General features: G+C 74.4%; 11 protein-coding genes and 1 tRNA gene. 9 read left to right on the forward strand and 3 right to left on the reverse strand.

Annotated features, from left to right (window positions below):
- Positions 1-7 precede the first annotated feature (7 nt).
- Positions 8-712, forward strand: coding sequence for an energy transducer TonB (locus VIL67_RS07480; RefSeq protein ID WP_332048247.1), 705 nt, complete (start codon positions 8-10; stop codon positions 710-712).
- A 117-nt stretch (positions 713-829) separates the two neighbouring features.
- Positions 830-906: transfer RNA gene (locus VIL67_RS07485), tRNA-His, on the forward strand.
- A gap of 1,199 nt (positions 907-2,105) precedes the next feature.
- Here VIL67_RS07485 and VIL67_RS07490 read toward each other — a convergent pair.
- The 3 genes from VIL67_RS07490 to VIL67_RS07500 all read right to left on the reverse strand — a co-directional run bounded on the left by VIL67_RS07490 (position 2,106) and on the right by VIL67_RS07500 (position 3,917).
- Positions 2,106-2,411, reverse strand: a complete 306-nt coding sequence (locus VIL67_RS07490; protein WP_332048248.1) for a hypothetical protein — start codon at positions 2,409-2,411, stop codon at positions 2,106-2,108.
- A gap of 128 nt (positions 2,412-2,539) precedes the next feature.
- Complete coding sequence (locus tag VIL67_RS07495) at positions 2,540-3,379, reverse strand: recombinase family protein (RefSeq protein WP_332048249.1); 840 nt, start codon at positions 3,377-3,379, stop codon at positions 2,540-2,542.
- On the reverse strand, positions 3,309-3,917 hold the full coding sequence (locus VIL67_RS07500) for a recombinase family protein (RefSeq protein ID WP_332048250.1): 609 nt from the start codon (positions 3,915-3,917) through the stop codon (positions 3,309-3,311). The genes VIL67_RS07495 and VIL67_RS07500 overlap by 71 nt, the downstream gene beginning before the upstream one ends.
- A gap of 236 nt (positions 3,918-4,153) precedes the next feature.
- On the opposite strand from VIL67_RS07500, the gene VIL67_RS07505 reads away from it, so the two are divergent.
- From VIL67_RS07505 to VIL67_RS07535, 7 genes are all read left to right on the forward strand, one after another.
- Entirely contained in the window at positions 4,154-4,663 is a 510-nt protein-coding gene (locus VIL67_RS07505) for a hypothetical protein (RefSeq protein WP_332048251.1), read from the forward strand.
- Positions 4,664-5,044: 381 nt separating this feature from the next.
- Positions 5,045-6,085, forward strand: a complete 1,041-nt coding sequence (locus VIL67_RS07510) for a toprim domain-containing protein (protein WP_332048252.1) — start codon at positions 5,045-5,047, stop codon at positions 6,083-6,085.
- Positions 6,015-8,012 (forward strand): ParB N-terminal domain-containing protein, encoded by a 1,998-nt coding sequence (locus VIL67_RS07515; protein WP_332048253.1) that lies wholly within the window; start codon positions 6,015-6,017, stop codon positions 8,010-8,012. The genes VIL67_RS07510 and VIL67_RS07515 overlap by 71 nt, the downstream gene beginning before the upstream one ends.
- Before the next feature lie 245 nt (positions 8,013-8,257).
- Positions 8,258-8,737: a GcrA family cell cycle regulator gene (locus VIL67_RS07520; RefSeq protein WP_332048254.1), complete on the forward strand. Its 480-nt coding sequence runs from the start codon at positions 8,258-8,260 to the stop codon at positions 8,735-8,737.
- 507 nt (positions 8,738-9,244) lie between these two features.
- Positions 9,245-10,168, forward strand: a complete 924-nt coding sequence (locus VIL67_RS07525) for a DUF2493 domain-containing protein (RefSeq protein ID WP_332048255.1) — start codon at positions 9,245-9,247, stop codon at positions 10,166-10,168.
- 200 nt (positions 10,169-10,368) lie between these two features.
- Positions 10,369-11,001: a GntR family transcriptional regulator gene (locus tag VIL67_RS07530; protein ID WP_332048256.1), complete on the forward strand. Its 633-nt coding sequence runs from the start codon at positions 10,369-10,371 to the stop codon at positions 10,999-11,001.
- Between the two features lie 66 nt (positions 11,002-11,067).
- Complete coding sequence (locus VIL67_RS07535; protein ID WP_332048257.1) at positions 11,068-11,193, forward strand: hypothetical protein; 126 nt, start codon at positions 11,068-11,070, stop codon at positions 11,191-11,193.
- Positions 11,194-11,223: the final 30 nt, after the last annotated feature.

Genomic DNA, 11,223 nt, shown 5'->3' on the forward strand with positions numbered 1-11,223 from the left:
GTGACGCATGGCTGATACTCAGGAAGCCGTCCACGTCCGGCACAACCCGTTCGACGACCCGAAGCCGAAGCGCAGCAAGGGCGTCACGATCGCGATCATCATCTCGATCGTCGTCCACGCCGCGGTCGGTATCTACCTTTGGAAGACGCGGTTCGAGCCGAAGTACAAGGAGTACTCGGACGAGGTGACGGACGTGGCGATCATCAAGCCCGTTCCGCCGCCGCCGCCGCCGCCTCCGCCGCCGCCGCCGCCCAACACGCCGCCGCCGCCGCCGCCCAAGCTGCAGCCGCGTCCGCCTGTTGCGGTGCCGGACGTTCCGTCGATCCCGCCGCTGCCGGTTCCGCCGGTGGAGCGCCGGATCGAGGAGCCCAGGCCGCCGGCTCCGCCGCCGCCTGAGCCGCCGCGTCCGTCGGTGATCACCCAGCCGGATTGGCTGCGCCGCCCCTCGCCCGAGGACATGGCGCGGTACTATCCGGAGCGCGCCCAGCGGATGGAAGTCGACGGCCGGGCTACGCTCAGCTGCACGGTCAACGCCCGCGGCACGCTCGACAACTGCTCGGTCTCGTCGGAAGACCCGGCGGACATGGGCTTCGGCGACGCAGCGATGCGTCTGGCGCGTCTGTTCAAGATGCGGCCGCAGACCAAGGACGGACAGCCCGTCGACGGCGGCACGGTGCGGATCCCGATCCGCTTCCAGCTGCCGAAGGGCTGATCGCTCGCAGACCTGACGACGAAGGCCCCGGAAGCGCCTGCTTCCGGGGCCTTTTTCTTTCCTGCGCAGCCGCTTGATCCGGAGCGACGGCGCGACTAGAACCGGCCCTCGCGATGCGCCGCCCTAGCTCAGTTGGTTAGAGCGCCAGATTGTGGCTCTGGAGGTCTCCCGTTCGATCCGGGAGGGCGGTACCATCGCAAGCCCCTTGAAAGGACCGGGAAATTTCTCGGTCCTTTTTCGTTGGCGGCTCGCGTTTTTCCACTTTTTTCCACTTCGTTTTCCACTTTTCCGCTCCGCCTCCGTTCACGCGCGGTCGCGAGCCGGTCAGCGGCCGTGTCGGAAAGGCGCACGCGATCGGCCTGGCGGCGGTACTGGGCGAAGCTGTGGGCGCTCTGGTGACCCATCATCGCCGCCCCTTCCGCGTCGCTGCAGCCGGCCAGCGCGAGCTCGACGCCGCGGGTGTGGCGAAGGCCGTGAAGGTCGTACCGGTCGCTGTCCAGGCGCCCGCGCGCGTGCAGGGCGCCCACGAGCTTGGCGAGCTCCTGGCCGATCCCGTCTTCGGTGTAGGGACGGCCGGCCAGGTTGTAGACGAGCGTCGCCGTCGGCGCGGGGGGCGCGCCCGTGGCGATCTTCCGCCCCCGCCGGGCGCCGGACGGCGCCTCGTCGGGCGTGGCGTCCAGCCAGCGGGAGAGCGCCGGATCCTCCGGGATGTCGACGCGCACGCCGCGTTTGCCGGAGTGGAAACGGAAGCGGCCGTCCTGGCGGGCCGAACGCGGCAAGCGGACCAGGTCCCCCCGCCGCGCGCCGGTGTAGCGGGCGATCGCCACCGCCCGGGCAAGGCCCGGACGCCCCGCCCCAAGCGCGGCCTCGATGACGGTCGCCAGGACCTCGTCGGACCAGATCAGGTGCGGCTCGCGCAGCGTCCTGGGCCGCCGGACCTGTCCCACCAGCGGGAAGGGGTCCTGCCGCAGCGTTCCGGCCACGAGGCAGGGCTTCAGGACGTTCCTGAGCACCTGCAGGCGCAGGTTGGCCGCCCGGTGACCGCGCCGCGCCCAGAGCGTCTTCAGGCGGTCCACGTAGGCCGGCGTGAAGGCGGCGATCGCCACCCGGCCCAGGTCCTCCTCGAACTCCTTCAGCAGCAGGCGGTACTCGTACTTCGTGGAGGGCGCGAGCCCGTTGAACTCGGCGCTCTCCAGCTCGTAGGCGCGCACGGCGGCGCCGAGGGTCGCCGGGGTTGGCGGCAGGAGAGGGGAGGCGCCGGCCACAAGCGCATCCACGTGCGCCTTCAGGGCAGGCTCCGTGAGGCCGGCGGGCAGCCGCAGGCGGGGATAGCCGCGGCGGCTCAGGTACAGGTAGGTGGATCCGTCCGCGCCGCGGACCTGCTTGACGTACTTCATGGCCGTCCAGACGCGCCGGGGCGCCGGCGACCCTCGCGGCGGGCGACGCAGGCGAGCGCGTCCTCGGCGGCGGCGGCCTGGCCGGCGTAGGGCCCCGCGCCGAGGCGTTCCGCCACCGCGTCCAGGTCCGTCCGCCGCCACCTGAGGGTTCGTGGACCGAGAACCACCGGCGCCACCCGTTCCCTGAGCAGCAGCCGCCGGGCCGCGCGCGGCGAGAGCTGCAGATAGGCCGCCGCCGTGTGGCGGGCCATCAGGGCGGGCCAGGAGGCCAGGGTGTCGGGCGTGGGCGAGGCGTCATGCACGGCTGAGCATGGAAGCGCTGCGGGCGGCCCGCCGGCAAGGCGTAGGCCAACCCTCGCGGGGGACGACCTACCAGATCGGTCGGAGCTCCGCCTTGGCCAGGGTGCGCACCGTTCGTGGCCGCGACAGCTCAGCCAGGCTCCGGGAGACCGGTCGCCAGCCTCTGCTGCCGGTCGGGCGCATAGCCGGCCTGGGCGTAGACGGCCGCCATGCCGCCGAACCGCTTGCGATAGACGTCGGCGGAGAGGAGCTCCGGGTCCGCGTTGATCAGCGCAACACTGATGCGCCCCTCCCTGGCCAGCAGGCGCCGCAGGCCCTGGATCAGCGCCTCGTCGGTGGGTGTTGGAGCGTGCGCCGGGCGCGCATCGCACGGACGCACGCGCCGCGCGCCGGCGGCCGCGGCGCGCTGTTGTGCGGAGGCGGCATAGCCGATGCGCTCGTACGCGCGGGTAAGCCCGCCGAAGCGCCGGATGTAGACGGACCTGGCATGCGCGGCCGGATGGGCGTCGATCAGGGCTGCGCTCAAGCGGCCATGATCGGCGAGGACGGCGCGCAGCTCGGCGAGCAGGCCTTCCTCGTTGGTATGGGCCTTGCGCCGTCGCATGCACTGCTGGGCGAGCGCGAAGGTCGCCGGGGAGACGATCGCCGCGTACCCGGCGGTTGCACGGACCCAGGTGGTCTGGGGCTGCGGCCGGGCCCTGCGGAACCGGTGCGCGAACCGCCCGAACACCAGCACGCCCACATAGGCGCGGTTTGTGAGCAGGCCGCGCACGCGCGCCTCTGTCCAGCGCGCGCCGCGGGCGGCGGGCGCCCCCCTGGCGTTCAGCTGCCGGGCGATCTCGCGCCGGGACATGCCGCCGGCCACGAACTGGCGGAAGATGTCCCGGACAAGGTCGAGTTCATCCGCCGGACCCGGGACGAGGATGATGCGGTCGCCCTGGATGGCCTTGCGCTCGCCCGCCTGAAGCACGGTGCGCCGCGCGCCATCCGGGGAGACCGCCACCCGGCGCAGGGCAAGGCGCGTCTCCGGCGGGGCGGAAACCCTTCGCGGCGAGGCCCCGCATGGCGGCGGAGACCTTGGCCGACAGCTCGCGGCTGTACTCGGCGGCCATGGCCCGTTTCAGGTGCTTCACGAGCGTGGAGGCGAGGGCGTCGTCGTTCTGGAAAGGCTCGGCGCAGTACTCGATCCTGACACCCGCGTCGCGGCAGACGAACTCGTAGTGGGCGCCCTGGTCGGGGTCCTGGAAGCGGCCCCAACGGCTGACGTCATAGACCAGGACCACCTTGAAGTCGGCCCGGCCGCTCAGCACGTCCGCAAGCAGGGCCTGGAGGGCCTCGCGGCCGTCCAGCCGCACCCCGCTGACGCCGGCGTCCCGGTACGTCCGCACGATCCTGTAACCGTGATCGGCGGCGTAGCCGCCGATCGCCCGGGCCTGCATTTCCAGGGAGTAGTTCTGGTGTTCCGTGGACATGCGCAGGTACTGCGCGACGGGTATGGTGGAGCTCATCGGGCCACCTCCGCTGCGCATAGGAGCAGAAGCCGGCGAGGCTGGCGAGGCCGGCGGGCGAGATGCGGGCCCGTGTGGCCGGGCATCTGCGCCGGGTTCATGCGGCGGGCGCCCGGCCCGCCGCGTTCCGGGCGCACGTGCGGGCTGACCGTGAGCGCGGCGTGGTCTACCCCGCAGCTCAGCGAAACGCTCGATTTGCGACCGTTTCTGTCGCAGGCGGGCCGTACCATCGGAGCGTGACGGCGACCGATCTGACGGAGCAACTCCTGCGCCTGGCGAGCCCGGCTATTGCGGTGCTCAGCCTTGGGCTGAACGCCTTCCTGTTCGCCTACGGTCGTACACGGCGATCGACGGTGGAAAGGCAGGCGCTCCTGCGCAGCGCCCTGTCTGCGGTGGTCAGCCAGCTGGAGATCTGCCCGGTCGGGAGCTTCAGGCCGGCGTCGCGGGAGGACCTGGTCCTCCTGCAGCGTCGCCTGGCGGACCTCGACGCCGTGCTGGTCGGGGCCTGCGGCGTCCCGCCCGTGGTGATCGCCGTGGTGACCCGGCTGCTGCTCGACAGCTCGGCGGCCCTGTCGCTGGGCCGAGAATTCGACGACTTCTGCGAGGCGGCCGGCTCGCCGGCGAAGACCGCCTACGCAGCCTGGGACCGCCGCATCGAGGCGGAGGCGGTCGCATCGCGACTGTCCGCGGCGGCCGCGGACTACGCCGGGGACCTGCGGTCCTATCTCCATCTCCTGAGCCGGTGAGGCGGCTCCTGGGCCCGGACGCCGCCCCGCGCCCGAGCGGGGCTGCCCGCGCGCGGGCGGAGACGGGAGAGCTTCCCGAGACCTGTCGCGTCTTGTGGAGTCCGGCGCCGGCGGGCCGCTGCGGCTCGGCCGAACCGCCCGCGCCCAAGCCTTGGCGTCCGAATGGCTCGGATCGGCATCCGCGCCGCGCTGCAAGGCGCGTCGCTGATGTGGCGGGTGGGCGCCCGTGCGCCCAGGAGGCGGCCCAGGAGGGGAAGGTCTTCCCCTGCGGCCGAGCCGCTCGTCTCGGCCGACCCCTTCGAGCGGGGCCGCGCCCCGCAACGCCCCGTGGGAGGCGGAGAAAGGGCGGTAGGGGTGATCACGCCTATTCGGAGTCCGTCCATGCCCCGCTCGCCAACGACCCTGCTCGGTGTGGTGCGCGCCTTAGGCGGCGACCTCTATGATGGCGGTCGCCGCGCGAATGTCCCGGCGCCCGGGCACAGCCCTGCCGACCGTTCCGTGTCGCTCTGGCTGAGTGGCGACAGGGTGATCGTCCATGGGTTCGGCGCGTGCGGATGGCGCGAGGTCCTCGACCACCTGCGTGGGCTGGGCCTTGTGGATGCGTCGGGGCGTCTGGTCGGCGCGCCGGGCGCGTCACAGGCCCGGGACGACCCGCCGCCGAGCGACCGGAAGAGGCAGGACGCCGCTGCGGCCCTGTGGGCCGGGGGTCGTCCGGTGCGGGCCGGCTCGCCCGCTGCGCTATACGCCCTGCGCCGCGCCGTGCGACGCGACCTCGCAGCTGTGGAGGCCCTGCGGTTCCACCCGGGGGCGCCGCTCTCCGTGTATCGGGGGACGGGGGGGCCCTGGCCGGCCCTGCTCGCCGCGGTCCGCGGCGCGGACGGCGGCCTCTGCGCCGTGGAAGTGACCTACCTTACCGCCGCCGGCCGGCGGGCCGAGGGCCTGCGGCTCCCGCGCAAGACCGTGGGCAGGCTGCCGCCTGCGGCGGCGGTGCGGCTCGATCCGGCCGCGCCGGAACTCCTGGTGGCGGAAGGAATCTGGACCGCTTTGTCGGCGGGCGAGCGCTTCGGCGCTCCGGCCTGGGCCCTGCTGTCGGCCGCGCGGCTGGCGCGCTGGACGCCCCCTTCCGGCGTGCGGCGGCTCCTGATCGCCGCCGACCCGGGAAAGGCGGGGGAGCGCGCGGCCGCGGCCCTGGCCGCCCGCGCTGCGGGTGCGGGGCTGTCGGCGGCAGTGCGGCTGCCGCCCCCGGGGGTCGGGGACTGGAACGACCTGGCCGTCATGGAGGCGGAGGAAGGACGAAGAGGGGTGGTCGGTGCGCGGGGGAGGTCCCTCGCGGCCGGCCCGGAGAGGCCCCATGAACCAGATCCCCCCCACGCCGGCGGCCGCGCCGCCGGAGCGCGTAAGGCGGACCTTTCGCCTCGATGAGCTCGGGATCGCCCCCGAGAACCTCCGGGCGGCCGAGCCGCCCGACGAGGGCGTGGCGGGTCTCGCCGAAACCATCGCCGCGGCGGGCGTACTCCAGCCCCTGACCGTGCGTCCCGGCCGCGGGCGCAAGGAGATGGCGGCCATGGTCCTCGACGGCCGACGCCGGCTGCTCGCGCTCCGGCGGCTCCGCTCCGAGGGACGGCTCGCCGGCGACTACCCGGTGGACGCCTATGTGGAGACCGATCCCGCCCGCCACGCGGCCGCCGTCCTGCTCACCAACACCGCCTTGCCCGTGCATGTGGCCGATGTGATTACGACGATCGGCAGGATGCTGAGGGCGAAACTGACTCCGCGGCAGGTCTCCGCCGCCCTGGGCTATGCCGAGGTCGAGGTCCGGCGGCTGGCGGCGCTGGCCGCGCTGCCGGACGCCGCGCTCGAGGCCCTGCGGCATGGGCGCCTCAACACTCGCCAACTGCGGCTGCTCGCCCGCCTGACGGACCGGAAGCAGCAGGCGGAGATCGCCCAGGCCGCCCTGGATGGCTTCGGCTTCCAGGAATGGCGGGTCGCCGAGCAGCTCGACCGCGGCCGGGTGAGCGAGCGTGACCCGCGCTTCGCCCTGGTGGGCGCCGCCGCCTACGCGGAGGCCGGAGGCCGCACCGAGACGGACCTCTTCGGCGAACGGCCCGCCGTGCTCCAGGACCCCGCCATCCTGCAGGCGGTCTGGGCGGACCGGGCCGTGGGGATCGCAGAGACCCTGGCGGCCGACGGTCGGGTCGTGCAGGTCTGCGGCGAGGCCGTCGCGCCTGACCCGGCCTTGCAGCCGCTGGGCCACCCCTGGGGCATGGGTCTCGACGCGGCCGGACTGGAGGCGTGGCGCGCCTCCACTGCGGCGGCGCAGAGGGCGCGGGACGGCCTCGAGGGCGTTGACCTCGCCGCGGCGGAAGGGCGGGCCGCCGTGTCGGCCTTCCTCGCCGCCAGGCTGGCCGCCGACCAGGCGGCCGAACCCGGCCGCAGGGCGACCCTCGTGCAGTTGACGCCGGACGAGCGGACGGGGCTCGCGTTGACCGCCTGGGGACCGGCGGCCGAGGGGCAGGATGACGAGGGCGGCGAGCCTCCGGGCGAGGCCGACAGCGCTGCGGCGGCGGGCGACGCCTGTGACCCCCGCTTCGCGGCCGCGGCCCCGACCGGCGCGCCGATCGCCGCGGCCCCCGACGCGCAGCTCGCCGGCGTGGGGCACGCGCTCCATGCGGTGCGCACCGACGTGGCGACCCGCGCCCTGGTGCGTGGACTTGCCGACGACCCGGAGGCCGCCCTGGTGGCGCTTGCGGCGCGGCTCTTCTGCGTCGTGGTGCTCCGCAGCGGCTGCAGCCGCGGCGGCGGCGCCCTGGCCATCGACGCCGTCCCGTACAGCCGGTTGGGGACTGCGCCGATCGAGGCCCTGGACGGCGACGTCCGCCGAAGGCTCGCGGACCGGCGCGCCGCGTGGGAGATGTCGGGCCTGAGCCCCATCGCCTGGGTGGCGCGGCTCGACGCCGACAGCCGCCTCGCCCTGCTCGCCGAGCTGGTCGGCCTCAGCCTCGACCTGCGGGAGGAACGCACGAGCGCCCTGCGGCGCCAGGCCCGGGCGGAGGCCGCCGAGATCGCGGCTTTGTGTGGCCTGGACGTGGGTCGGCGATGGACGCCTGACGTGGGCTTCCTCTCAGCCCACCCCAAGGGCCTGCTCCTGGCGATGCTGGACGACATGGGCGCGCCGGCGGCTGGCCTCGCGGCCCTGCGCAAGCCGGAACTCGTGGAGGCGGTGGCCAGGGCCGCCGCCGAGCGTTGTTGGGCGCCGGCCTTCCTCTCGTGGAAGAGGCTCGGCGAGCCCGCGGCCGGGCCAGAAGGGGAAGACGCCGCGGCTGCGGCCCTGTCGCAGGCCGCGCGCTAAGGACCGGCCTGACGGGCGCCGACCCTTCCGGAACGCCGGGCTGACCTGCGCCGAGGAGCCGGCGCGGCCCGGCGTGGGCACGTCTCTGAGGCTCCGCGGCGCGCTTCGGCGGCCGCCTCGCACCTGTGCGCCCGTCGGGCTGGCGGCGCCGTTCCCGGTCGCTCCGGGGCGGCGCCGCAGTCGTGGAGCGGAAGGAAGGGACGGGACGGGGCGGGTCGCGCGGACCCGTGGCGAGGAGCTCCACCATGTCTTCCCTGTCCTGGACCGACGAGCGCGTAGCGCGCCTGGAACGCCTCTGGCTCGCCGGCTGCAGCGGCGCAGAGATCGCCCGTGCGCTCGGCGTGAGCCGCTGCGCCGTGCTGGGCAAGGTTCACCGCCTGGGCCTGCAGCGCAAGGCGCCGCGGGCGCCGGCCTCGACGGCGGCGCGGGAGGCCGCCCCTGGGTCCCGGGTGCGGGCGCGCCCCGCCAAGTGCGCGGCGCCGTCGGCGGCTCCGCGTTCGGCCGCCACCCGGGCTGCTGTCCTCGCCCTGACGTCGGCCGAGCCCGCGACCGGCGCCGAGACCGTGCTGAGCGTGCGGCGCGATCACTGTCGCTGGCCGTACGGCGACCCGCGGGCCGACGAGTTCCGGCTCTGCGGCGACCCCGTGGTGCGGGGCGCCTACTGCGGACCGCACGCGGCCCGGGCCTACGTCGGCCCCTCGTCGGATCGACAAAGGACGCCGTGATAGGCTCGTGGACTGGAGCGCAGGTCCATCGCCACCTCGGTTGGTGAACTCTGGCCGCGGGGGCGACCGGTGTTCGAACCTCGGTGGGCCCTGAGCATCGCCGGCGCCTTCGCCGTTCGGCGTATGCACGCCCTGCCCAGGCTGCCGCCCGGATGCGCAGTCCCCTTCGGACATATCCCGGGCGACCACTGCCCAGATCTCGCCGAGCAATCCGTACCGGCAGACGTGCGCGCTTGGCGTCTGGCCGCCGCGCCAGAGGACCGGGACAACCACCACCCGATCCGGCGCGAGGCCGCCAGAGGCGGCCCGCACGCCTGCATGCTGTGAGGGCAAGGAGCGGCGCGTCAGCCTGGCGGATCTTGCCACGTCACCCGGGAGGTCAACGGCCTGACGGCCGTTCCCCGGCCGCCTTTCGAGGCGGCCGGTGACATCCCGGGGCCCGACGTGGGGGCGGGTGGGACGCTGCGCGCGGTGCGCAGCGCATGAACCCTGCGCGGGAGCCCCACCATGACTCTGTCCCTGCACGCCTTCTCCGACGGCGATACCGCCTTCGACGTCCGGAGCGCCGCCCTCGAGGATCCGCGGCCACATCCCACCGAAGCGGCCCTTGTGCAGCTGGGCTGCGCCTTGATGACCGAGCTCCTCGACCTCCTTGCAGAGACCGCCCTGGAAGACGTCCAGACGATCCTCGGGGAGAGCCTGATCGGCGCCTTCCATTCGGCCGCGGGCCGGATCGAGCGTGAGGCGGACCGTGCACGCGACCGCATTCGCCTCCTGGAGCAGGGCTTCGATGGCTCCGAACCGGCCGACACCGAGCTGCAGGAGGCGATACGGGCGGCGCGGGCCGCCGACGTCGCCCAGGCGGCGGCCGAACTCGTGCGCGACGCCGCGGCCGAGGCCTATTCGGTCGGGACCGGCGAAGCGTGGACGCCATGGCGGGGCGGGCGGCGGGCCAGCGCGCTCACGGCCGCCCAGCTCGACGCCCGCGCCGCCATCCGGGCGGCCGAACGCCGGCGCTCTGCAGAGGCGCCGGGGCCGGTGGTGGCGTTCCGCGGCTCTCCAGCCGCCGTGACGGAAGTGGACGCCAACCGCATCTTCGACGCCCTCAACTGGGCCCGAGGCGAGTGGCCGGAGATGGCGCTGGCGACCACCGGCGCGAAGGGGGCCGAACGGCTGGCCGTCCGGTGGGCCCAGCAGAAGGGGGTGACCCTTGTGCTGGCGCGGGCGGACTTCGACCGGCACGGCCGCGCCGCCCCGTTCCGCGCCAACCAGGAGCTCATGGCCCTGGCCCCGGTGTGCTGCCTGACCCTGAGCCGCTCGCTCGATCCCGGCCAGGCCATGTCCGAGCGCGCCTTCGGGCCCGCCTTGAACCTGGCGGAGCTGGCGCATCGACAGGCGGTCCGCTGCGTCCGGATCGGCCCCAAGGCCTGACCACCATCCGATGGCCGGCGCACGCCGGGTCCTCCGGGCCCGGCGCGCAACGCTCTTGCGCATATTGCGAATATGGCCGGCGGGACCTGGCGTAGCCCTGCGCCTGCGGAAATATCCCCGTTGCCACCCCGTGGGGGCGCCGCCCCATCTTCCGGCCTCGCGCCGTGCGGGGCTGGCCCGGCGGCGTTCCGGAGCCCTGCATGGCCGCCGCCCGGCCCCGATCCTATTCGACCGCCATCCAGGCGCTCCGCGCCCGGCTCCGCGAGGGGAGCTATCCTCCGGGGCAGCGGATCTGCGCGGTGGAAGTGGCCGACGAGCTTGGGCTCAGCGCCACGCCCGTGCGCGAAGCCCTCTGTCGGCTCTCGGGCGAAGGGCTGCTGGAGGAGCGCCGCGGACAGGGCTTCTTCGTGCCGGTGGTCGCCGCCGAGGACGTCGCCGACCTCTACCGCCTGAGCCTTGTCCACCTGCTCATCGCGCTCGGACCGGGCCCGGACGGGCGCACCCGCGCCGCCGACGAGCCCGACGTGGGGGGCGCGACGCCCGTGACCCTCGTGGAAGCCCTGTTCATGGGCTGGGTCCGCGACGCCGGCAGCCGCAGCCTCGTGCGCGCCCATGGCCTGGTGCAGGTCCAGCTGGGGCCGCTGCGGCGGGCCGAGGCCGGGCTGCTGGACGGGCTCGAGGAGGAGGCGCTCGATCTGGCCCGGGCCCGCGCCGGCCCGGAGCGGCTGCGGGCGGTGCGGCGCTTCCATGCCCGCCGCATCGCGCTTGCCTCGGGTCTCGCCGAGGCCCGTCTGGCGCGGGCGCGAGAGGGCGCTGGAATATGGTTTGAATAGAGACGGCGCGGGTCGCCTCATCGACGGGTCGCGATTGGCGACGTCCCTCGCAGAGGAGTGCCCAAGATGACCACCCAGTACAACCTGCGGAGCTTCCGGCTCCTGAGCGTCGGCGGGGCCAAGGCCCTGACCAACGAGCACAGCAACGGCGTGGAGATCGAAGAGGACGGCTCGCGCTTCCCGCCGCTCTGACACCGACCGGAGGGGCGGCGCCGGCCCTGG

This window comes from Phenylobacterium sp. (assembly GCF_036563385.1).
Lineage (GTDB): Bacteria > Pseudomonadota > Alphaproteobacteria > Caulobacterales > Caulobacteraceae > Phenylobacterium.

What these genes read in the sequence shown, in the direction of transcription:
- VIL67_RS07480 (WP_332048247.1), top strand. Translation starts at nt 8, where the DNA reads ATGGCTGATACTCAGGAAGCCGTCCACGTCCGGCACAACCCGTTCGAC.
- VIL67_RS07500 (WP_332048250.1), bottom strand. Translation starts at nt 3,917, where the DNA reads ATGAGCTCCACCATACCCGTCGCGCAGTACCTGCGCATGTCCACGGAA.
- VIL67_RS07510 (WP_332048252.1), top strand. Translation starts at nt 5,045, where the DNA reads ATGCCCCGCTCGCCAACGACCCTGCTCGGTGTGGTGCGCGCCTTAGGC.
- VIL67_RS07515 (WP_332048253.1), top strand. Translation starts at nt 6,015, where the DNA reads ATGAACCAGATCCCCCCCACGCCGGCGGCCGCGCCGCCGGAGCGCGTA.
- VIL67_RS07520 (WP_332048254.1), top strand. Translation starts at nt 8,258, where the DNA reads ATGTCTTCCCTGTCCTGGACCGACGAGCGCGTAGCGCGCCTGGAACGC.
- VIL67_RS07525 (WP_332048255.1), top strand. Translation starts at nt 9,245, where the DNA reads ATGACTCTGTCCCTGCACGCCTTCTCCGACGGCGATACCGCCTTCGAC.
- VIL67_RS07530 (WP_332048256.1), top strand. Translation starts at nt 10,369, where the DNA reads ATGGCCGCCGCCCGGCCCCGATCCTATTCGACCGCCATCCAGGCGCTC.
- VIL67_RS07535 (WP_332048257.1), top strand. Translation starts at nt 11,068, where the DNA reads ATGACCACCCAGTACAACCTGCGGAGCTTCCGGCTCCTGAGCGTCGGC.